21 protein-coding genes are annotated in these 20,423 nt (G+C 72.1%); 15 read left to right on the top strand and 6 right to left on the bottom strand.

Annotated features, from left to right (window positions below; all coding sequences use genetic code 11):
* Window positions 1–6: 6 nt before the first annotated feature.
* Entirely contained in the window at window positions 7–1,290 is a 1,284-nt protein-coding gene (locus ACTJK8_RS17165) for an amidohydrolase/deacetylase family metallohydrolase (RefSeq protein WP_012329564.1), read from the bottom strand.
* 121 nt (window positions 1,291–1,411) lie between these two features.
* On the opposite strand from ACTJK8_RS17165, the gene ACTJK8_RS17160 reads away from it, so the two are divergent.
* The 10 genes from ACTJK8_RS17160 to ACTJK8_RS17115 all read left to right on the top strand — a co-directional run bounded on the left by ACTJK8_RS17160 (window position 1,412) and on the right by ACTJK8_RS17115 (window position 11,280).
* Window positions 1,412–1,942, top strand: coding sequence for a MarR family winged helix-turn-helix transcriptional regulator (locus tag ACTJK8_RS17160; RefSeq protein ID WP_012329563.1), 531 nt, complete (start codon window positions 1,412–1,414; stop codon window positions 1,940–1,942).
* A gap of 365 nt (window positions 1,943–2,307) precedes the next feature.
* Entirely contained in the window at window positions 2,308–3,072 is a 765-nt protein-coding gene (locus tag ACTJK8_RS17155) for a GntR family transcriptional regulator (RefSeq protein WP_440762272.1), read from the top strand.
* The gene (locus ACTJK8_RS17150; RefSeq protein ID WP_440762271.1) at window positions 3,069–3,836 is read left to right on the top strand and encodes an ABC transporter ATP-binding protein; all 768 of its coding nucleotides are present in this window, start codon (window positions 3,069–3,071) and stop codon (window positions 3,834–3,836) included. The genes ACTJK8_RS17155 and ACTJK8_RS17150 overlap by 4 nt, the downstream gene beginning before the upstream one ends.
* Window positions 3,830–4,645 (top strand): ABC transporter permease, encoded by an 816-nt coding sequence (locus ACTJK8_RS17145; protein WP_440762270.1) that lies wholly within the window; start codon window positions 3,830–3,832, stop codon window positions 4,643–4,645. Before ACTJK8_RS17150 ends, ACTJK8_RS17145 begins: the two co-directional genes overlap by 7 nt.
* A 64-nt stretch (window positions 4,646–4,709) precedes the next feature.
* Window positions 4,710–5,690 carry an ABC transporter substrate-binding protein gene (locus ACTJK8_RS17140; protein WP_440762269.1) on the top strand — a complete coding sequence of 327 codons (981 nt, stop codon included), beginning with the start codon at window positions 4,710–4,712 and terminating at the stop codon, window positions 5,688–5,690.
* Between the two features lie 31 nt (window positions 5,691–5,721).
* Complete coding sequence (locus tag ACTJK8_RS17135) at window positions 5,722–6,738, top strand: zinc-binding dehydrogenase (protein WP_029358139.1); 1,017 nt, start codon at window positions 5,722–5,724, stop codon at window positions 6,736–6,738.
* Between the two features lie 64 nt (window positions 6,739–6,802).
* A complete protein-coding gene (locus ACTJK8_RS17130; protein ID WP_012329557.1) occupies window positions 6,803–7,222 on the top strand; it encodes a PaaI family thioesterase in 420 nt (139 codons plus the stop codon).
* Entirely contained in the window at window positions 7,222–8,031 is an 810-nt protein-coding gene (locus tag ACTJK8_RS17125) for a VOC family protein (protein WP_274852327.1), read from the top strand. The genes ACTJK8_RS17130 and ACTJK8_RS17125 overlap by 1 nt, the downstream gene beginning before the upstream one ends.
* Window positions 8,028–9,551, top strand: coding sequence for a class I adenylate-forming enzyme family protein (locus tag ACTJK8_RS17120; protein WP_024827382.1), 1,524 nt, complete (start codon window positions 8,028–8,030; stop codon window positions 9,549–9,551). The genes ACTJK8_RS17125 and ACTJK8_RS17120 overlap by 4 nt, the downstream gene beginning before the upstream one ends.
* Window positions 9,552–9,738: 187 nt before the next feature.
* Window positions 9,739–11,280 carry an ABC transporter substrate-binding protein gene (locus ACTJK8_RS17115; RefSeq protein WP_440762293.1) on the top strand — a complete coding sequence of 514 codons (1,542 nt, stop codon included), beginning with the start codon at window positions 9,739–9,741 and terminating at the stop codon, window positions 11,278–11,280.
* A 51-nt stretch (window positions 11,281–11,331) separates the two neighbouring features.
* On the opposite strand, the gene ACTJK8_RS17110 is transcribed toward ACTJK8_RS17115, so the two are convergent.
* From ACTJK8_RS17110 to ACTJK8_RS17090, 5 genes are read right to left on the bottom strand one after another with little or no spacing between them, the layout of a single operon-like run.
* The gene (locus tag ACTJK8_RS17110) at window positions 11,332–11,745 is read right to left on the bottom strand and encodes a VOC family protein (protein WP_012329553.1); all 414 of its coding nucleotides are present in this window, start codon (window positions 11,743–11,745) and stop codon (window positions 11,332–11,334) included.
* 38 nt (window positions 11,746–11,783) lie between these two features.
* Window positions 11,784–12,818, bottom strand: a complete 1,035-nt coding sequence (locus ACTJK8_RS17105; protein ID WP_440762268.1) for a biotin-dependent carboxyltransferase family protein — start codon at window positions 12,816–12,818, stop codon at window positions 11,784–11,786.
* Entirely contained in the window at window positions 12,811–13,545 is a 735-nt protein-coding gene (pxpB, locus tag ACTJK8_RS17100; RefSeq protein WP_440762267.1) for a 5-oxoprolinase subunit PxpB, read from the bottom strand. Before pxpB ends, ACTJK8_RS17105 begins: the two co-directional genes overlap by 8 nt.
* Entirely contained in the window at window positions 13,538–14,311 is a 774-nt protein-coding gene (locus ACTJK8_RS17095; protein ID WP_053620965.1) for a LamB/YcsF family protein, read from the bottom strand. Before ACTJK8_RS17095 ends, pxpB begins: the two co-directional genes overlap by 8 nt.
* A 26-nt stretch (window positions 14,312–14,337) precedes the next feature.
* Window positions 14,338–15,594 (bottom strand): Zn-dependent hydrolase, encoded by a 1,257-nt coding sequence (locus ACTJK8_RS17090; protein ID WP_043074718.1) that lies wholly within the window; start codon window positions 15,592–15,594, stop codon window positions 14,338–14,340.
* 431 nt (window positions 15,595–16,025) lie between these two features.
* Here ACTJK8_RS17090 and ACTJK8_RS17085 point away from each other — a divergent pair, with 431 nt between their 5' ends.
* The 5 genes from ACTJK8_RS17085 (at window position 16,026) to ACTJK8_RS17065 (ending at window position 20,369) form a co-directional block, all read left to right on the top strand.
* On the top strand, window positions 16,026–16,832 hold the full coding sequence (locus ACTJK8_RS17085; protein ID WP_012329547.1) for an amino acid ABC transporter ATP-binding protein: 807 nt from the start codon (window positions 16,026–16,028) through the stop codon (window positions 16,830–16,832).
* A gap of 34 nt (window positions 16,833–16,866) precedes the next feature.
* Window positions 16,867–17,550, top strand: a complete 684-nt coding sequence (locus tag ACTJK8_RS17080) for an amino acid ABC transporter permease (RefSeq protein WP_012329546.1) — start codon at window positions 16,867–16,869, stop codon at window positions 17,548–17,550.
* Between the two features lie 66 nt (window positions 17,551–17,616).
* Window positions 17,617–18,426 (top strand): transporter substrate-binding domain-containing protein, encoded by an 810-nt coding sequence (locus ACTJK8_RS17075; protein WP_029358149.1) that lies wholly within the window; start codon window positions 17,617–17,619, stop codon window positions 18,424–18,426.
* A 69-nt stretch (window positions 18,427–18,495) separates the two neighbouring features.
* Window positions 18,496–19,176 carry a GntR family transcriptional regulator gene (locus ACTJK8_RS17070; RefSeq protein WP_012329544.1) on the top strand — a complete coding sequence of 227 codons (681 nt, stop codon included), beginning with the start codon at window positions 18,496–18,498 and terminating at the stop codon, window positions 19,174–19,176.
* A gap of 26 nt (window positions 19,177–19,202) precedes the next feature.
* Window positions 19,203–20,369 carry a M24 family metallopeptidase gene (locus tag ACTJK8_RS17065; RefSeq protein ID WP_012329543.1) on the top strand — a complete coding sequence of 389 codons (1,167 nt, stop codon included), beginning with the start codon at window positions 19,203–19,205 and terminating at the stop codon, window positions 20,367–20,369.
* Window positions 20,370–20,423 lie beyond the last annotated feature (54 nt).

Genomic DNA, 20,423 nt, shown 5'->3' with positions numbered 1-20,423 from the left:
GCCACCTCAGGCCGCGATCGCCTGGGGCAGGATCGGCGAGTCGGCCTCGAAGCGCTTCCCCGCGCGCAGGCAGAAGGCCGGGCGCAGCAGGCGGTCGGCGATCACCCGCGTGTCCTCGTTGTCGCGCAGCAGGAAGCGGCCGCGGTCATCATGCAGCACCGAGACGTCGGCCGCGTAGCCGACCTTGAGGGCACCGATCCGGTCGCTCATGCGCAGCATCTCGGCCGGGTGCGACGTCACCATCGGCACCACGTCCTCCAGCGGGATGCCGAGCGCCATCATCGAGCTCATCGCCTGGGTGAGGCTGAACCGGGCCTGCCCGAGGAAGGGGTGGTTCTCGTCGTCGTGGTGCTCGTCCGGTGTGCCGGCGGGCTTCTTCACCTCGGGGATCTCGGTGTTGTAGCCGTGCATGTCGGCGCCCAGCGTGTAGGGGATCACGCCGGCCGGCAGGGAGGCCCGCGCCACGCGGTAGGAGAAGTGGCTGCCGTGGCCGACGTCGACCTTCAGCCCGGCCTCAATGGCCCGGCGGATGATGTGGTGGACCTCGCCCTGCTCGTTGATGAAGCCGCCCGGGTGGCGGGTGAAGGGATGGGCCAGCACGTCGCCCGGCCGCAGCAGCGGGATGACCCGCTCGACGATGGTGTCGGCATCCTCGCCGTTGGCGCCCGATTCCGGCAGGCCCCAGAGCTGGCCGAAATGCACGTAGAGCGGCATGTCGGCGCGGCGGCTGATCTCGGCCGCCATCTCCATCACCTTGATGCCCCAGCGGGCGAAACCGCCGATCTCGGCATGGCCCTTGATGCCGCGCACGAGGTCGCGGTTCTCGGTGGCCGACTTCACCGTGGCGTCGATGTCGACGCCGTCCGGGCTGTAGAGGTTCGGGTAGAAATGCCCCTCCAGGCCACCGACGAGGTAGGCCGACAGGAAGGCGAGCACCTGCGTCTCCGACCGCTCGGCGATGAAGTGGCGGAAGCCCGGCAGGGTCATGCAGGACGGGCCGCCCTGGTCCACCACCGTGGTGACGCCCGAGCGCACGCCGACCATGTCGGGATTCAGGCCGAACCGGCCGGTGACGTACTGGTAGACGTGCGCATGGGTGTCGATCATGCCGGGCAGGACGAGCTTGCCCGCGACGTCGACCACCTCGGCGGCGGCCGAGGGCAGGATCGTCTCCGCCACGGCGGCGATGCGCCCGTCCTGCACCGCCACGTCGCGGATGCCGTCGATGCCGGAGGCCGGGCAGATGACCCGCCCGCCCCGCAGAACCAGATCATAGCGGCGATTGTCCATGTCGACCTCGTGGTCCCGGCCGGCGCGCGCCGGCCTCGCCCTTGCCAAAAGCGAAGCATGCTTCGTATTTCGGCGTTGCACGTGGCGTGCCAAGGCTGGAACCGTTCTGCGGAGGCGGACGATGGATGAGGTCCCGGTTGCCGGTTCCGCGGCGGGGGCGGCAGAGGCGGAAGCGGCGGCGGCGGGGGCGGCGGACGCGCGGCACTGGCCCCTGGCCGAGCGCCCGGGCTTCCTCGCTCGCCGCATGCACCAGATCCACGTCAGCCTCTTCGCCGAACGCTGTGCCGCGTTCCGCGTCACCCCGCTCCAGTACAGCCTGCTCTCGCTGCTGCGGGACCTGGAGGAGGCCGATCAGACGACGCTCGCGAGCGCGGTCGCCCTCGACCGCACGACGACGACCGGCGCCCTGAAGCGCCTCGCGGCCCGCGGCCTCGTGAGCCGCACGACGTCGCCGCTCGACCGCCGCGCGCAGGTCTGCCGTTTGACGGAGGCGGGCGCCGCGCTCCACGGAGCGATGGAGCCGGCGGCGCGGGCCGCTCACGCGCTGACCGTCGACGCCCTCACGCCGGCGGAGCAGGACACCCTGACCCGGCTCCTGCGCCGCGTTATCGCGGGGCACGAGCACCGGAGAGATCAGCCCGACATCCTGTGAGGCGCGCCGGCGCGGCCTCGAGCACGCACCGTCTGCTCAAAGAAAACACAGATTGTTCTGCACCCGACCGCGTTGAAAAGCCCATTATTCCAACCTCTTCGGGAAAATTGGACGCGTATTTCATTTACAGAACGCGGGGGCGTTGCGCATAAATACGGCATGGGATGCCCACAGCGCACGCTGATCTGATCACGCGGCGCGTCTGAGCTTCCCAGCGCGTGCTGAATGCCGGCTCCGAGCACCGTTCCGCGCGCCGATGCGCGCCGCGCGCGAACGGGTTCAGCGCGGGGTTGGCACATGTTCTGCGTGCGGTGAGCAGCTCACAGCATGCTGTGGGAGCCTCAATGCCCAGACAGCGAGGTGCGATGACGACACGCGATGACAGGTCCCGGCTCGATCGCCCGACCGCGACGGTGCTCGCCGTCCCCGACGCCACGCGCAAGGGGAACCAGGCCTACGACCTGATGCGTCGCGAGATCGTCGCCTGCCGCCTCCTGCCCGGTACGCGCTTCACCGAGGCCGAGGTGATGGAGCGTTTCGAGATCGGCAAGGCGAGCTGCCGGATCGCGCTGCAGCGCCTGGCACAGGAAGGCTTCGTCAGCTCGATGCCGCGGCACGGCTACCGGGTCAGCCCGGTGACCGTGAAGGACGTCGACGAGGTCTTCGCCCTCCGGATGGAGCTCGAGCCCCTCGCGGCAAGGGGCGCCGCCGGCCGCGTGAACCGGGCGCATCTGGAGCGCCTGGAGCAGGCCTGCCGCCGCAAGATCACGGTGGAGATGGGCAACCAGATCGACTTCTTCCTGGAGGCCAACCGGGGCTTCCACCTCGCGATCGCCGCGGCTTCCGGGAACGGGCGCCTGTACCGGACCCTGTCGGGCCTCCTCGACGAGATGACCCGCCTCGTCGCCCTCGGCTTCGGCGTGCAGGGGGTGCGGCCGAACATCGAGAACGACCACACCGCGATGATCGAGCACCTCGTGGCGGGCGACGCCGACAGTGCCGCCCTGGTGGCCCGCCGCCACGTCGAGACCTTCCGGGCCATGACGATGGAGAAGGTCATCGCGAGCCTGCGCGACACCGCAGTGGTGGCGCCGGCGCGGCCATCCCGGGCCGACGGGGGCGAGCCGTGAACGCCGTCGAGCTCGACCATGTCAGCAAGTGGTTCGACCGGCGCGAGGGCGGGCCGCTCCACGTCCTCGACGCCGTCGACATCGCGATCCCGCAGCACGCGATCGTCGCGATCCTGGGCGCGTCGGGCTGCGGCAAGAGCACCCTCCTGAACATGATCGCCGGGCTGGTCGAGCCCGACCGGGGCGCCGTCCTCCTGAACGGCATCCCGTCGCACGCCTTCCGCGACTGGCAGGCCATGACCTACATGTTCCAGGAGGACCGGCTTCTCCCCTGGCGCACGGCCGCCCAAAACGTCGCCTTCGGGCTCGAGGCCGGGCGCATGGGCCGGGCGGAGCGGGTCCGGCGAGTCGACGAGACCCTGCGGCTCGTCGGGCTGGAGGCCTTCCGCGACGCCTACCCGCACGAATTGTCCGGGGGCATGCGCAGCCGGGTGGCGCTCGCGCGCAGCCTCGTCACCGAGCCCAGGATCCTGCTCCTCGACGAGCCGTTCTCGAAGCTCGATCCCGAGATCCGCGCGCAGATGCACGCGGAACTGCTGCGCATCGCCGAGCTGCGGGCGATGACCCTGGTCTTCGTCACGCACGACGTCGAGGAGGCGGTGGTGCTGGCGAGCCAAGTGGTCGTCCTGCACCCGCGGCCGGGCCGGATCGGCGCGGTCCGGTCGATCGATCTGCCGTATCCCCGCGACCCCCTCTCGCCGGAGGTCGCCGAGGAAGTCCGGCGCCTGCGCATCAGCCTCTCCGCCGCGAGCGCGCGATGCTAGTGCAGACCCCGCCGCGCCTGATCCGGCGGACGCGGTTGTCCCGGGCCGGGCGCCGGGCGGGCGTGCTGCTGCAGCGGCTCGCCCTCCTCGCCCTGGCGCTGGCGGCGTGGCAGCTCGGATCGCTGCACGCGCCGAGCTTCGTCCTGCCGAGCCCCGCGCGGGTCTGGCACACGTGGCTCGGCCTCGTCGCCACGCCGAGCTTCGCCGCCGATCTCGGCATCACCCTGGGCCGGATCGGCGCCGGCCTCGCCCTCGCGGCCCTCGTGGGGCTGCCGCTCGGCCTCCTGCTCGGCGCCAGCCCCCGCCTCGGCCGCTTCTTCGAGCCGGTGCTGACGGTGACCAACACCGTCTCCTCCGCGATCTGGGCGATCTTCGCGCTGATCTGGTTCGGCCTCTCGAACTGGACCACGATCTTCGTGGTGTTCATGACCGCGATGCCGCTGATCCTGACCAACGTCTGGCAGGGCACGCGCACGGTCAGCGCCGAGCACCTCGAACTCGCCCGCACCTTCCGCATGCCGCGTCACAAGGTGCTGACCAAGATCTACCTGCCGACGATCCTGCCCGCCTTCTTCGCGGGCGCGCGCCTCGCCATCGGCTTCGGGGCGCGGGTCGTCCTCGTGGCGGAATCGCTCGGGGCGAGCAGCGGCATCGGCTACCGCCTGCGGCAGGCGGCCGACCTCGTCCAGACCGACCAGGTCTTCGCCTGGACCCTCACCCTCGTCGCCCTGATGATCGGGCTCGAGACGCTCGTCCTGAAGCCGGCCGAGCAGCGCCTGTTCGCCTGGAAGAAGGTGGCGCAGCCGTGACGGCCGGCGCCAGCCGGGGACACGCCCGCCGCACGTCCTCCCATCGCAGCTCCTGGAGAACGCCTTGAAACGGATCCGCGTCCTCGCCGCCGCCGCGCTCTGCGCGATCGGCCTGCCCGGCCTCGCGCGCGCCGAGACGGTGCGCATCGGCTACTGGAGTTCCGGCATCAGCCTCGGCTTCGGCGCCGTGCTGGAGGCCGGCAAGTTCATGGAGAAGGAGGGCCTGACGGCCGAGTACGTCAAATTCCCGGACGTGAACGCGCCGACCAAGGCCATGGCGGCCGGAGCCATCGATTTCGCGATCGCGGCGAGCGCGGGGACGGCGTTGAGCGTGACCGCCGACGGGCTGCCGATGAGCATCGTCCTGGCGACGCAGGTGGCCGATCTCGACTTCGTGGTCCCCGCGGACTCGCCGATCAAGACGATGGCCGACCTCAGGGGCAAGAAGATCGGCACCTCGCCGGCCGGCAGCGGCACCGCCGCCATCGCGGCGGCGATCCTGGAGACCAATCACGGGCTCAAGCCCGCGGATTACCAAGCCGTGCCCGGCAACGATTCCCGGCTGGCACAATTCCTCGTCCAGAAGGACATCGACGCCGCGGCCCTGCGCACCGTGACCCTGGCGCTCCTGCCGGACGTGAAGCTGCGCCGCCTCGGCACCTTCCGGGAGGAGTGGAAGCGCCTCACCCGGCAGGACGCGCCGCCGGTCCTCGGCGTCGGCCTCATGCGCAACGCCTGGATGACGCAGAACCCCGACGCCCCCGCCAAGGTCGTGGCCGCGATGCGCAAGGCCTACGCCTTCGGCCAGGCCGACAAGCCGGGCGTGGCCAAGATCCTGAAGGCGGCCGCGAACCTGAGCGACGCTGACGCCGCCGCCTACGCGGGTCTCTGGGACGGCATCTACACGGTCAGTCTGGAGCCCGCCGACATCGCCTCGCTGAAGCGGGAGTTCGACGTGTTCAAGGCGGTCGGCGCCGTCCAGGGCAGCCTGCCCGACACGGCCCTGGTTCCCGGCCCCTACGAGCGGTCGAAGTCGATCCCGTAGCCTTTCCGACCTGCAGAAGAGGGTTTCCACGATGGCTCAGACGATGAAGGCGCTCGTGCTGGAGGCGCACGGCGACATCGACACGCTGAAAGTGGTCGACGACTACCCGAAGCCGTCGCCCGGCCCGGGCGAGGTCCTGATCCGCGTCGGCGCGTCCTCGTTCAACTACCACGACGTGTTCACCGTGAAGGGCATGCCCGGCATCAAGGTGCCGATGCCGGTGGTCATCGGCCTCGACATGGCCGGCCAGATCGTCGAGCTCGGCGCGGGCGTCGCCGAGTGGCACGTCGGCGACCGGGTCCTGGTCAACCCGCTCAACAAGGCCAAGGGCCTGATGGGCGAGATGCTCGACGGCGGCATGGCCGAGTACTGCCGCGTCTCGACGAGCCAGCTGATCGCGATGCCGCCGGACGTGAGCTACGCGGACGCCGCCTCCCTGCCGGTGGCCTACGGCACCGCCCACCGCATGCTGATCACCCACAACACCGTGAAGGCGGGCGACAGGGTCCTGATCCTGGGTGCCAGCGGCGGCGTCGGCACGGGCTGTGTGATGCTGGCCAAGCAGCTCGGCGCCGAGGTGATCGCCTGCGCTGGCAGCGCGGAGAAGATGGCGGCGCTCAAGGCGCTCGGGGCCGACCATGTCGTCAACTACCGCGAGACCGACTTCTCCAAGTGGGCGATCCAGCAGTACGGCAAGCCGCAGCGCCGGACCTACGAGGGCGGCGTCGACGTGGTGATCAACTTCACCGGCGGCGACACCTGGGTCCCCTCGCTCAAGTGCCTGAAGCGCGGCGGGACGCTGCTCGTCTGCGGGGCGACCGCGGGGCACGATCCCAAGGAGGATCTCCGCTACATCTGGAGCTTCGAGCTCAGGGTGATCGGCTCGAACAGCTTCTACGACGACGACCTGTCGGCCCTGATGGACATGATCCAGGCCGGCACGCTGAAGCCGACCATCGACAAGATCCTGCCTCTCGAAGAGGCCGCCGAAGGCCTGCGGATGATCCGCGACCGCGAGGTCATGGGCAAGATCGTCGTCACCCCCTGACACCGCCCGAGCCGGTCCGGCGCGCGTCGTCGCCTCTGCCCTCGCCCAAGGAGATCCCGAAGTCATGTCCGACACCCCCCTCAGCAAGGAGCAGGTCGAGGCGCTGCTGCTGCGCGGCCCGTTCCACCAGTGGCTCGGGCTCTCCGTCGTCGCCGTCGGCGAGGGCACGATCGAGCTGAAGGCGACGTGGCGGCCGGAATGGGTCGTCAACGCCGAGCGCGGCTACGTCCACGGCGGCATCCTGGCGACGCTCGTCGATCTCACCGCCGACTGGGCGCTGGTCTCCAAGACCGGCCGCGGCGTCCCCACGGTGGACCTGCGGGTCGACTACCACCGCGCCGCGATGCAGGGCGATCTCACCTGCCGCGGCACGGTGGTGAAGTTCGGCAACCAGCTCTCGGTGGCCGAGGCGCAGATCCTCGACGACGCGGGGCGCCTGCTCGCGAGCGGCCGGGGCGTCTACATGACGGCGCCGGCGAGATGATGGGGCAGGCCCCCGGCGCCCCGGCGGACGGGGCCCTCGACCACGTCGTGATCAACGTGCTGCGGCGGATGGACGAGGCGGCGGAGCTGTTCGCCGCCCTCGGATTCCGCCTGACGCCGCGCGGCCACCACTCGCTCGGCTCCATCAACCACCTAATGATGACGGCGGGCCCGTACCTCGAACTCGTGGGCGTGCCCGAGACCGGTCCGCAGCGGCAGGACGTCCTGGACAGCCCGTTCGGCCTGAACGGGCTCGTCGTGGCGAGCCGGGACGCCGACGCGACCCAGGCGCGGCTGGCCGCTCTGGGGCTGGCGGCCGGACCGCCCGTCGCCTTCTCGCGCCCGGTCACCGTCGACGGCCGCGAGGCGGCGGCCCGGTTCCGCACGGTTCGGGTGCCGGCCGACCGGTTCCCGGCGGGCCGCCTCTACCACTGCGAGCACCTGACCCCGGATCTGGTCTGGCGCCCCGAATGGCTCGACCATCCGAACGGCTTCTCGGGCATCGACGCGCTGACGATCGAGAGCCCGGCGCCCGAGGCCGACGCCGCTCTCTACGCCGCCGCGACAGGCACCGCGGCCGAGGCCGCAGGCGATGGCTGGACCCTGCGGCTCGGGGAGACGCGGGTCGCGATCGTGCCGGGGCCGGCCGCCCGCTTCGCCGCCCTGACCCTGCGCTTCCGCGGCCTCGACGCCCTCGAGGCCCGCGCGGTCGCGCTCCCGGAGGCGGCCTGGGTCAGGCACGGGCCGGAGGCGGCCACGCTGACGCTGCCGGCCTTCGACCTCCGTCTCCCGTGCAGGGCGGCCCCATGACGCGCGCGGCCACGGGTCCGACCAATCTCGGCGATCTCGTCGACCGGTCCGGGTCGCCGGACAGGCCGCTGATCATCGGCGTCGACCCCGGGGTCGGGGCGACGGTGATGACCCGCGCCGACCTCGATGCCCGGGCCGACGCCTTCGCGCGCGGTCTCCTGCGCGGCGGGATCGGCCGCGGCGCGCGGCTCGCGATCCTCGCGGCCAACCGGCCCGACACGATCGCGGCCCTGCTCGGCGCGATGCGGGCCGGGGTGGTCCCGGTCCCGGTCAACCACAAGTTTCCGCCGGCCACGATCGCCGCCGTGCTCGCCGATTGCGGGGCCCGGCTCGTGCTCTGCGACGGCCCGCGCCGGGACGTGCTGGCGGGGCTCGGCCCCGGGGTCCGGGTCGCCGGGTTCGACGATGACGGACCGGAGGGCTTCGCGGCCTGGCTCGATCCCGGGCCCTTCGCGCCGATCGTGCCCGAGCCCGACGAGGCGGCGCTGTTCCTGTACACCTCCGGCTCCACGGGCCGGCCGAAGGGCGTGCGGCTGAGCCATGCCAGCCACCTCTGGGTGGCCCGGACCCGCGCCGCGGACACGGACCTGCGCGACGAACGGCTGCTCGTGGCGGCGCCCCTCTACCACATGAACGCGCTGGCCCTGGCGCTCCTCGTCTGCGCGGCCGGCGCCACGATGGTGCTGCTGCCGCAGTTCGAGGCGCGGGCCTACATCGCGGCGATCGACCGCCAAAGCTGCACGTGGCTCACCGCCGTGCCGCCGATGATCGCCATGATGCTGCGGGAGCGGGATGTCCTGGCGGAGGCCGACCTCACCCGCGTGCGGACGGTGCGGATGGGCTCGGCGCCGGTCAGCGACGCCCTGGCCCGGCAGATCCGCGCCCTCCTGCCGAACGCGCGCATCCTCAACGCCTACGGGACCACCGAGGGCGGCCCGGTCGTGTTCGGCGACCATCCGGACGGCCTGCCCACGCCGGTCGCCTCCGTCGGCGCGCCGCACCCCCGGGTCGCGGTGCGCCTCGTCGGACCGGACGCCCCGGAGACCGGCGTCCTGCAGATGCGCAGCCCCGCGATCATGCTGGGCTACCACAACCGGCCGGACGTCCCCGTGCCGATCACCCCGGACGGGTTCTACGACACCGGCGATGTCTTCCGCCGCGACGCGGACGGGTTCTACTATTTCCTCGGCCGGACCGACGACATGTTCGTCTCGGGCGGGGAGAACATCTTCCCCGGCGAGGTCGAGCTGGTCCTGGAGCGCCACCCCGCGGTGCTCCAGGCCTGCGTGGTGCCCGTGGACGACGCCATCAAGGGCACCAAGCCCGTCGCCTTCGCGGTCCGCCGGCCCGGCACCACCGTCGACGAGGCCGCCCTCAAGGAGCACGCGCTCGAACACGCGCCCGCCTACCAGCACCCGCGCCGGGTCTGGTTCGTCGAGGCGCTGCCGCTCGCCTCGACCGGCAAGATCGACCGCGCGGCCCTGCGCCGGCGCGCCGAAGAGGCCGTCCGGGCCCGGTGACCGGCCCGGGCGGAACGGCCCTTGCAGGTTGTGTTCCTACGGAATGCGCGCCCGCAGAAGGCATCCTCGCGAGGGATGCCGCCCGGCGCACCCGTCCCCGCCCGCCTGACCCGGAACGCCAGGAGTGACCCCGATGCTGCGATGAACCTTCCTCGGCGGTACCGCCGCCGCGGCCGCCGCGCCCTTCCTGCCGGCCCGCCCGGCCCTGGCCCAGGGCGGCCGGGCGAGCGTCCTGCGCTTCGTGCCGCAATCCGACCTCACCATCGTCGATCCGGTGACGACCACGGCCTACGTCACGCGCAACCACGCGCTCATGGTGTTCGACCAGCTCTACGGCCTCGACGCGCAGTTCACGCCGCAGCCGCAGATGGTCGAGGGCCACACGGTCGAGGAGGACGGGCGGCGCTGGACCTTCCGGCTGCGCGAGGGCCTGAGATTCCACGACGGCGAGCCGGTGCGGGGCCGCGACTGCGTCGCGTCGATCCGGCGCTGGGCGCAGCGCGACAGCCTCGGACAGGCCCTGATGGCGCGCACCGACGCCCTGGAGGCGCCGGACGACCGGACCTTTGTCATCCGCCTGAAGCGGCCCTACGGGCTCATGCTCGAGACCCTGGCGAAGCTCGGGCCGCCGGTCCTCGTCATCATGCCCGAGCGCCTCGCCGCCATCGACCCGGCCCAGCAGATCCCCGAGCTGATCGGCTCCGGCCCGTTCCGGTTCAACGCCAAGGAGCGGCTCGTCGGCGCCCGCGTGGTCTACGACCGCAACCCGGACTACCGGCCCCGGGAGGACGGCCCGGTCTCCTGGGTGGCCGGGCCGAAGCGCGTCCATTTCGAGCGGGTCGAGTGGCAGGTCATGCCCGACCCCGGCACCGCGGCCGCCGCCCTCCAGAACGGCGAGGTCGACTGGTGGGAGAACCCGATCAGCGATCTCGTGCCGACCCTGCAGGCCCACCCGCAGATCGCCACGCAGCTCGCCTCGCCGCTCGGCAACCTCGGCACCGGCGTCATGAACCACCTCTATCCGCCCTTCGACAAGCCCGCGGTCCGGCGCGTGGTCCTCGAGGCCCTGTCGCAGGCGGACTTCATGGCGGCGGCCGCCGGCGACGATCCCAAGCTGTGGCGCAAGGATGTCGGCCTGTTCACGCCGGGGACCGCGATGGCGACCGATGCCGGCCTCGACGTGCTCACCCGGCCGCGCGATCTCGCCAAGGCCAAGCGCGACCTCGTGGCGGCCGGCTACAAGGGCGAGCGCGTCGTGCTCATGTCGACGAGCGAGAACCCCGTGCTCGGCGCCCTCGGCGAGATCATGCACGACCTGCTCCAGCGCCTCGGGATGAACGTGCAGTACGTCGTGTCCGACTGGGGCACGCTGGTCACGCGCCGCGCCAGCAAGGCGCCCCCCGACCAGGGCGGCTGGAACATCTTCACCACGACCTGGACCGGCCTCGACATGGCCAACCCGGTCGTGGAGCAGGTCCTGCGCTGCGGCGGCGAGAAGGGTTTCTTCGGCTGGCCTGACCTGCCCGAACTGGAGAGCCTGCGCGAGGCCTGGATCGAGGCGCCGGACCAGGCGGCGCGCAAGACGATCGCGGCCAAGATGCAGACCCTGGCGATGCGCGACGTGCCGTACCTGCCGACCGGCCAGTACTTCTACCGGACGGCCTTCCGGCGCGATCTCCGGGACGTGGTCGACGGCCAGTTCGTCTTCTGGAACGCCCGCCGCGCCTGACGGGCGGCCCGTCCGAGCCGCCCGTCGCCGTCGGCGACGGGCGCGCGCGCCTCAGTGCGCGAAGACGCCGGCCAGATCCCGGAAACCCTTGATCTCGATCGGATTGCCGCTCGGATCGAAGAAGAACATCGTGCGCTGCTCGCCGGGCTCGCCGGCGAAGCGGACGACCGGCGGGATGTCGAAGGCGATGCCGGCCGCCTCGACGCGGCCGGCGAGCGCCTCCCAGGCGTCGAGCGGCAGCACCACGCCGAGATGCGGCATCATCACCGTGTGGTCGCCGACTTTCCCGCTCCGGGTGGTGGCGAAGGGTTCGCCCAGGTGCAGCGAGAGCTGATGGCCGAAGAAGTCGAAATCGACCCAGGTCTCGGTGCTGCGGCCCTCCTGGCAGCCGAGGACGCCGCCGTAGAAGCGGCGCGCCGCGTCGAGGTCGGTGACGTGGTAGGCGAGATGGAACGGCGTGAGCATCGACGGTCTCTTGCTGGGTGGGAGGGGGTGCGACGCCGTCAGGGCGCCGGGTCGAGGGCGCGCGCCGAGACGACGCCGCCGACGAGGTTGCAGGACAGCAGGAAGGCGCTGTCGAGATCGCCGCCGCCGGCCGGCACCAGCGCCGCCAACCGCGCGGCCAGGCCGCGCCGCGCCGCGTGGGCGATGGCCTGGGCCTCCGCGACGGCGACGGCCGCGAACCGGATGGTCTCGCCCGGCCGCACCTGCGCGAGGCGGCCGAGATCCGCCGAGATCACGGTGGCGATCTTCGGGTAGCCGCCGGTGGTGTGGCGATCGGCGAGCAGGATCAGCGGCCGCCCGTGGCCGGGCACCTGGATCGAGCCGTTCACGATCCCGTCCGAGACGATGTTGAAGCCGTCGGCGTGGGCGATCGGCGGCCCGTCGAGGTGGCAGCCCATCCGGTCCGCCCGCGCCGTGAGGGTGTAGGGTTCGGAGAGGAAGGTCCGCAGGCCGTCCTCGGTGAAGCCGTCGGCCTGCGGCCCGAGCACCACCCGGATGGGTCCGCCGAAGGTCGGCCGGTGGGCCGTCGGCAGGGTCAGCGGGCGGTCGCGGGGCGCGGGCGCCGCGAGGGGCAGCAGGTCGCCCGCCGCCAGGGGATTGCCGTCGAGGCCGCCGAGGCGGGTGCGGGTGTGCGTCGCGACGCTGCCGAGCATCGGCGTGACGGCGAGGCCGCCGGCGACCGCGAGGCAGGCGCGCAGGCCCTGCCGCGGGCCGCCGAGGACGAGCCGGTCGCCCCGCCGCAGGTCGTGGGCCGTGAACGGGTCGAGGGGGCGCCCGTTCACGCTCATCGCGAAGGGTGCCCCTGCGAGCGCGACGCGGCAGATGTCCGTCTCGCAGACGAGCGTCGGACCGACCATCGCCATCTCGATCACCGCGGCGTCGAGCGGGTTGCCGACGAGTCCGTTGGCCAGAGCCAGAAGGTCGGGATCCATCGCGCCGGACCCCGAGATGCCGTAGCGGAGGTAGCCCGGCCGCCCGGCATCCTGCAGGGTCGAGGACACGCCGGGGGCGATGACGCGCAGGCCCTCAGGCATCGATCCGCTCCAGGGTCGCGACGGTCTCGCCGGCGCGGGCGGCCTCGCTGAGGGCGTCGAACGCGGCGCGGTCGATCGGCTCGAACCGGATCAGGTCGCCGGCCGCGAACAGGAACGGCTCGGCCCGGGCCGGATCGTAGGACCGCGCGGGCGTGCGGCCGATGAGCTGCCAGCCGCTCGGCAGTTCCAGGGGCGGCGAGACGCCGGTCTGGTTCCCGCCGATCGAGACGCTGCCCGCCGGGGTCTTCGGTCGGGGATCGGTGCGCCGGCTCGCGTGGAGCCGGGGATCGAGGCCGCCGAGATAGGCGAAGCCGGGGGCGAACCCGATCATGTAGACGCGGTAGTCGCGGCCGGAATGAAGGGCGATCACCGCCTCCGGGCTGAGCCCGGCCCCGGCGGCGAGGTCGTCGAGGTCGGCGCCGTGCGCGCCGCCGTAATGGACCGGCACCCGCCAGCGGCGCAGGGACCCCGCCGTCCCGTCCGGCGGCGGCCAGTGCGCGGCGATCAGCGCGACGAGGTCGGCCCGGGGCAGCAGGTCCGGATCGTAGAGGACGAGGAGCGAGCGGTAGGTCGGCACGGTCTCCAGGAGGCCGGGACGGCCGGCGCCGCGGAGCGCCGCGTCGAGGGCGATGACCCGCGCGTTGACCGCGGGATCGACCGTTCGGCCGAGCTCCACCGTGAGGGCCCGGTCACCGCAATCGAGGAGGCGGTAGCCGGGCTCAGACACCCAGCACCTCCGCCATCGGGCGCAGGGCAATCCCCTTTGCGGCGCACTCCGCGCGCAGGCGGCGGGCCATGGCGACGGCGCCGGGCGTGTCCCCGTGGACGCAGACCGTGTCGATCCGCGTCGGGATGCGCCGCCCGGACAGGCAGGTGATCGCCCCGTCCTCCAGCATCCGCGCCACGCGCTGCGAGACGGCGTCGGGATCGTGCAGCACGGCGCCGGGGAGCTTGCGCGAGACCAGGGTGCCGTCATCCGCGTAGGCGCGGTCGGCGTAGATCTCGCGCGCGATCGGCAGCCCGAGTTTCTCGCCAGCCCGCTCGGTCTCCAGGCCCGGCATGACCACGAAGATCAGGTCGCGGTCGAGGGTGCGGATCGCCCGCGCCACAGCCACGGCGAGGTCGGCATCCTCGTTGGCCATGTTGCCCATCGCCCCGTGAGTCTTGACGTGGCGCACCGGGCAGCCGGCATCCTGCGCGAGCGCCAGGAGGGCGCCGACCTGGTAGAGGACCGCCTTCTCGATGTCGGCGGGGCGCTCGCCGTGGATCGGCCGCCGGCCGAAGCCCCAGAGGTCGAGGAAGCTCGGATGGGCGCCGGCCTGGACGCCGTTCGCGGCGGCGCGGCTCAGGGTCTCGTGCATCACCAGCGGGTCGCCGGCATGGAAGCCGCAGGCGATGTTGGCCGAGGTCGCCACGGTCAGCATCTCGGCATCGTCGCCCAGGCGGTAGACGCCGAAGCCCTCGCCCATGTCGCAGTTCAGATCGACGATCATCGGTGCATCCTTTCTCTCGCGCGGGGTCAGGCTTCAGCGACCAAGTGGGCCACCAGGGTCGCGGCCGCGCACAGATCCTCGATCCGCATCGCCTCGTCCGGGTTGTGGCTGCCGTTCTGGTTGCGGATGAAGATCATGGTGCTCGGCACGCCCTGGCCGGCCAGCGTCGCGGTGTCGTGCCCCGCCCCGCTCGCCATCGTGCGGAACGGCATCCCGAGCCGGTGCGCGTGTCCGGACAGGGCCTCGACCAGCGCGGCGCTCATCCGCGCCGGCGTGCTGCCGGTGCGCTCGCCCAGGACGAAGCGCACCGAGCGGGCGGCCTCGACGGCGGCGACGCGCTCGGCGAGCGCCGCCTCGATCCGGTCGAGAACGGCCGGCTCGGTGCTGCGCACGTCGAGGCAGAAGCGGACCTCGCCGGGGATCTTGGCGAAGGCGTGCTGGACCGGGTCGGTGCCGACCTCGCCCAGCGTGATCGTGGCCGGGCAGCCCTCCGCCTCCAGCGTGCCCCAGAGCGCGTCCAGCCCGGTGATCAGGTCGGCGAGGGCGAAGACGGCGTCGCTGCGCTCGCTCCGCGCCACGGCCCCGGAATGGCCGTAGCGGCCGAAGCAAGCCGCCTTGCGGTAGCGGAAGCTGCCGCTGATCGCCGTGACGAAGCCCACCGGGATCCCGGCCGCCTCCAGCGCCGGCCCCTGCTCGATATGCATCTCCACGAAGCCGTGGATCCGCGCCGGGTCGAGGAGCCGCTCGCCCCGCGCCACCGCCTCCGGCCGCAAGCCGAGATCGGCCATGTGGTCGCGCAGGCTCCGGCCGGTATCGGCGCGGGGCAGGTCGAGCACCTCCGGCGGCAGCAGGCCGAAGGCGGCCCGGCTGCCGACATAGGAGGCCGGGAACCACACGCTCTCCTCGGCCCGGAACACCGCCACCGTCACGGGCCGCGCCGGCACGACGCCCGCTCGGCGCAGGGCCTCCACGGCCGCGAGGCCGCCGATCACGCCCGCCGCCCCGTCGAAATTGCCCCCGTGGGGCACCGTGTCGACGTGCGAGCCCACCATCCAGGGCGCCAGCGCCGGCTCGCGCCCCGCCATCGTAAGGAACAGGTTGCCGGCCGCGTCGGTCTCGGCGGTGAGTCCGAGCGCCAGTCCGGTGGCCCGCATCAGAGCGTGGGCGCGCTCCTCGCCGGCGCCGTAGGCCGCCCGCGTCACGCCCGGCGCGTCCTGGCTGAAAGCCAGGAGCTCGGCGAACAGGCCCGCGCAGAAATCCGGGTCGATCGCGAGGCCGGTCATGCCGGCTGCCCCGTGCGCGCGGCCTCCGACCGTCGCCGATCGCCGCCATCCGGTTCGGCGCGGATCGCGGGACCGCGGCCGGTGGCGGCCCGGGATTCCAAGGCCGCAGCCCGCCGATGCGCCGGCCCGAGCCGGACCGTCGGCTGAACTATGAGGCACGGGTCCTGCGCGATCGCGAAGGGAAGACCGGGATCCAGGGGCTCGATGACCATGTCGAAGGCAGCCATGCTCAAAAATACCGCTTGAATGCCGGCGGTATACCGGCTCTGCTAAGACATCGAAGCGGACTTGGCAACGTAAAACGGGTCAGATTGCGAAATAAAAGCTCCCATACGACGGCTTTGACAAGCAAAATATTGAAAAACAGGCGCCGATCTGGCGTGGATCGAAGCAGAGATCCGCGACGGAATCGCATCACATCGGGTTCGACGATGACTCAGATCGAGACGGCCGCGCCTCCGCTCCTGAAGATCAGGAAGCTGCACAAGAGCTACGGCGCCAACGAGGTCCTGAAAGGCATCTCCCTCGACATCCACGAGGGCGAGGTCGTCTCGATCATCGGCGCGAGCGGCTCGGGCAAGAGCACGTTCCTGCGCTGCCTGAACCTCATGGAGACGCCGACCTCCGGCTTCATGGATTTCGAGCGCTTCGCCTTCGACTACGAGCAGGGCGCCCGCCGCCAGCCGACGCCGCAGCAGCTCTGCGAGCTGCGCGCGCGGATCGGCATGGTCTTCCAGAGCTACAATCTCTGGCCGCACATGACCGTGCTGGAGAACGTCATCGAGGCGCCGATCCGGGTGCGCCGGCTGCCGCGGCGGCAGGCGGTCGCGGAGGCCGAGGCGCTGCTCCAGCGCATCGGCCTCTACGAGAAGCGGCACGCCTACCCGTCGAAGCTCTCCGGCGGGCAGCAGCAGCGCGTGGCGATCGTGCGCGCCCTGGCGATGGCGCCCAAGGTGATGCTGTTCGACGAGGTGACCTCGGCCCTCGACCCGGAGCTGGTGGGCGAGGTGCTGGCGCTGATGGGCTCCCTCGCGGCGGACGGGATGACGATGCTGCTCGTCACCCACGAGATGGCGTTCGCCCGGGACGTCGGCACCCGCACCCTGTTCTTCGACGGCGGCGTGATCGCCGAGGACGGGCCGCCGGACGACATCATCGGCGCGCCCCGGAGCGAGCGGCTGCGCCAGTTCCTCCGGCGGGTGCTGCATCAGCCCGCCGCGCCCGGACAGACGGCGTGAGCCGCCGGCCCATCCCCAAGGAGATCGGACGGCGATGACTGGCACGGCGTTGCAGGAGTTGTGGCTCACCCTCTCGGACGAGGTCGTCACCTACGGCCCCGGCTTCCTCTCGGCGACCCTGGTGGTGCTCGGCGTCACGGTGGCGAGCATCCTGGTGAGCTGGGTCTGCGGCCTGCTCGGGGCGCTGGGCAAGCGCTCGTCCTTCGCGCCGTTCAGGGCGCTGGCGAGCTTCTACGTCTGGTTCATCCGCGGCACGCCGACCCTGATCCAGGTCTTCATCGTGTATTTCGGCATGCCGCAGATCGGGGTGAAGCTCTCGCCCGTGACCGCCGGCATCATCGCGCTGGGCGTCAGCAGCGGCGCCTACGTGGCCGAGACCATCCGGGCCGGCCTCGCGGCGATCCCCCGGGGTCAGGTCGAGTCGGCGCTCGCGCTGGGCATGAACCCGCGGATCATGATGGTCCGGATCGTCCTGCCGCAGGTCTTCCGCATGATCCTGCCGTCCCTGACCAACGAGGCGATCTCGGCGGTCAAGAACACCTCGCTCCTGTCGACGATCACGGTGGTCGAGCTGACGCTCTACGCGCAGCTCATGATCGCCACGACCTTCCGGCCGTTCGATTTCTACATCGCGGCGGCGCTGATCTACCTCGGCCTCACGTCGATCCTGTCGCAGCTCTCGGCCTATTTCGAGCGGCGCTACGCCCGCCTGTCCTGAGCCTCACCCGCCGCGGGACGGGCCGCGGCCGACCCCTCCCGCCCCGTCCCGAGACCGGAGACCGCCATGAACCGCCGCCACGTCCTCGCCCTCGCCGCCCTCTGCGCCAGCCTCGGCACCGGCCTCCTCGCCGCTCCACCGGCCCGCGCCGCCGAGGGCAAGCTCGAGCTGATCGAGCCCGGCAAGCTGATCGTGGCCACCGACAGCACCTTCGCGCCGTTCAGCATGCGCACGCCGAGCGGCGAGCTCGACGGCCTGGAGGTCCGGGTCATGCGCGAGGTCTGCCGCCGGCTGGGACTCGAGTACAGCCCGGTCAACATCAAGTTCGACGCTCTGCTGGTGGGCCTGATGGCCGATCAGTACGACATCACCAGCGAGTCGATGGACATCACCCCCGCCCGCCAGAAGCAGGTCGCCTTCGCGGACGGATGGCTCGAATCCGGCGCGCGGATCGTCACCCGCAAGGATACCGGCATCAAGGGGCCGGACGATCTCAAGGGCCGCAACGTCGGCGCCCTCTCGGCCTCGACCTTCGGCAAGCTCGCCGAGGAGCACGGTGCCACCCTGAAGAGCTACAAGACCGCAGCGGACGCCATGCAGGACCTCGTCGGCGGCAACATCGACGCGGTGATCAACGACGCGGTGGCCGGCAACTACGCGATCAAGGCGCGCAAGCTGCCGCTGGTGATGATCGAGACCCCGCTCAGCACGGTCCAGAAGGGCTTCGCCATCAAGAAGGGCAAGCCGAACCTGCACGCCGCCGTCAACAAGGCCCTGGCCGAGATGGTCGCCGACGGTACCTACGCCAAGCTCGTCACGCCGCTGATCGGCTATGACCCGGCCCCGAAGGAGCCGATCCGCACGCCCGCCATGTAGGCGGGCGCGCCGGACGCCAGAGAAAAAGAAAACAGGGGGCGGCCCGGTCGGCCGCCCCGGGAGGACGCGATGAAGACCCTCGACGCATCGTCCTACACGACGGCGCTCAGTGCCCGGCGCGAGCAGAGTCTCGGTCAGATGGCCTACGACCGTCTGCTCGACATGCTGGTCCGCCGCGACCTTCCGGCCGGCACCGTGCTGCACGAGCGCCGCCTGGCCGAGATGCTCGACATCTCGCGGACCCCGACCCGCGAGGCGATGTCGCGCCTGGAGACCGAGGGGCTGATCGAGCGGCAGCCCGGCGGGATGCTCGTGGTCAAGGAGTTCTCCCTGCGCGAGCTGATCGAGATCCTGCATGTCCGCCGCCTGCTGGAACGGGAGAGCGTCACGCTGGCCACCGGCCGGATCGCCGACGCGGTGCTGGCGGACCTGCAGCGGCAGATGGAGTCGCTTCTGGCGGCGGGCGATCCGGACGCGCCGGGCAATTGGGAGGTCGACCGGCGCTTCCACGACCTGATCGCGGATCACAGCCACAACGCGATCCTCGCCAAGACGATCAAGGACCTGCGGCTCAAGACGCAGATGTTCAACCTGAGCCGGATGCCCGAGCGGTTCGAGGCGGTCCATCGCGAACACCTCGCGGTGGTCGCCGCCCTGCGGGCCAAGGACGCGGCGGCGGCGGCGGACGCCATCGCGGCCCATCTCGAGAACTTCAAGCAGGGCATCATCCGACGCCTGAGCGAAGTCTGAGCGCAGTCTGAGACGAGGGCGGCGCGATGCACGAGTTCACGGACCTGCGCGGCCGCGAGGCGGCCTTCCCGGAGGCGGAGTTCGCCGCCCGGCAGGGGGCGGCCCGGGCCGCCATCGCGGCGGCCGGCCACGACGCCCTGGTGGTGACCGGCCCGGAGACGATCTACTGGCTGACCGGCCGCCAGACCGCGGGCTACTTCGCCTTCCAGGCCCTCCTCGTGCCGGTGGAGGGCGACCCGGCGCTCCTCGTCCGGCAGCTCGAACTGCCGGGTGCGGCCGCCAACACGTGGCTCGACGACATCCAGGCCTATCCGGACGGCGCCGACCCGGTCGAGGCCCTGGCGGCCCTCGTGCGCCGGCGCGGGCTCGCCCGGCCGGCCCTGGAGCGGGACGGCTGGTTCGTCTCGCCGGCGCTCGCGGGACGGATCGACGCTGCCCTCGGCCGCGGCCCGCTGCCCGACGGCTCCGGCCTCCTGGCCCCCTTGCGGGCGGTGAAGTCGGCGGCCGAGCTGGAGGCGATCCGGGCCGCCGCCCGGTACGCGCAGGCCGGGCTCGCCGCGGGGCTCGATGCCTGCGCGGCGGGCACCGACGAGAACGCCGTCGCCGCCGCCATGCTGGCGGCCGCGACGGCCGCCGGGTCCGAGGCCATGGCGATGGAGCCCCTGGTCGCGTCGGGCCCGCGCAGCGGGCTGCCGCACATGACGTGGCGGCGGCGACGGCTGGAGCCGGGCGACGCGGTCTTCCTCGAACTCGCCGGCAGCCACGCCCGCTACCACGCGGCGCTGATGCGCAGCGTCTGGATCGGCCCGCCGCCGGACGAGGCGTCGCGGATGATGGACTGCGCCCTGCGCGCCCTCGACGCGGCACTCGACGCGATTCGCCCCGGCCATCCCTGCTCGGCTCCCCACGAAGCGGCGCAGGCCGTCATCGACGCGGCGGGCTACGGCCCGGCCTTCCGCAAGCGCATCGGCTACTCGATGGGCGTCGCCTTCGCCCCGGACTGGGGGGAGGGCGGTCTGCTCTCGCTCTTCACCGGTGAGGACCGGCCGATCGAGCCCGGGATGGTCTTCCACCTGCCGGCCACCCTGCGCCGCTACGGCGCCTGGACGGTCGGCGCGTCCGAGACCGTCATCGTCACCGCCAGCGGGGCCGAGCCCCTGTCCGACCTGCCCCGCACCCTGTCGCTGCGGTGAGGCGCTGCTTTCACGAACGGAGGTCGGACTGACGGGCCGCCGCCTCGCGCCCCC

Source organism: Methylobacterium sp. 22177, assembly GCF_052045615.1.
GTDB classification, from domain to species: domain Bacteria; phylum Pseudomonadota; class Alphaproteobacteria; order Rhizobiales; family Beijerinckiaceae; genus Methylobacterium; species Methylobacterium radiotolerans.
Note: the sequence above shows the minus strand (reverse complement) of the source record. Positions and strands in the feature narration are given on the sequence as shown.